This is a genomic window from Pseudomonas typographi (assembly GCF_014694385.1).
In the GTDB taxonomy this organism is placed as follows: Bacteria; Pseudomonadota; Gammaproteobacteria; order Pseudomonadales; family Pseudomonadaceae; genus Aquipseudomonas; species Aquipseudomonas typographi.
In genome coordinates this window covers 1-401 of sequence record NZ_JAAOCA010000148.1, presented here as the reverse complement: position 1 = coordinate 401, position 401 = coordinate 1, and the positions used below count along the sequence as shown (strand labels likewise).

Below are 401 nucleotides of genomic sequence, written 5' to 3'. Positions count from 1 at the left end.
GCTGGTACTGGTCGACTCACCGCCTCAACGAACTGGCCGATGCCGGCGACTTCGAGGCCATTACCCGGCGCATAAACGGCGGGCTGAACGGCCAGGATGACCGCCTGGCGCTCTATGACCAATCGCTAAAGGTGCTGGCATGACTGAAACCCAATTGAAGTGGCTCGGCTATGGCGGCGCGCTGCTGCTGGCCTGCGCCTTAGGCTTCGCCGCGGCGTGGATCTGGCAGGCCAATGCCTACAAGGCGAAGCTCGCCGCCCAGGATGCCGCGCATCAGTCCGACCTCACTACCATCGCCAACGCTGCCGCCGCACAATCCCGCACCGCGCTGGAGAAGCAGCAGCAGGCCGAACAGGCGCTGGCCGACCTCGATACCAAACGAACCAAGGAGAAGGCCGATG

At 64.3% G+C, this 401-nt stretch carries 2 pseudogenes; both read left to right on the top strand.

Annotation, left to right across the window (positions count from 1 at the left end):
- A pseudogene (locus HAQ05_RS28165) lies at positions 1 to 143 on the top strand (glycoside hydrolase family 19 protein); the annotation flags it as partial.
- Positions 140 to 401 (top strand): annotated as a pseudogene (locus HAQ05_RS28160) (lysis protein); the annotation flags it as partial. The pseudogenes HAQ05_RS28165 and HAQ05_RS28160, both read left to right, overlap by 4 nt.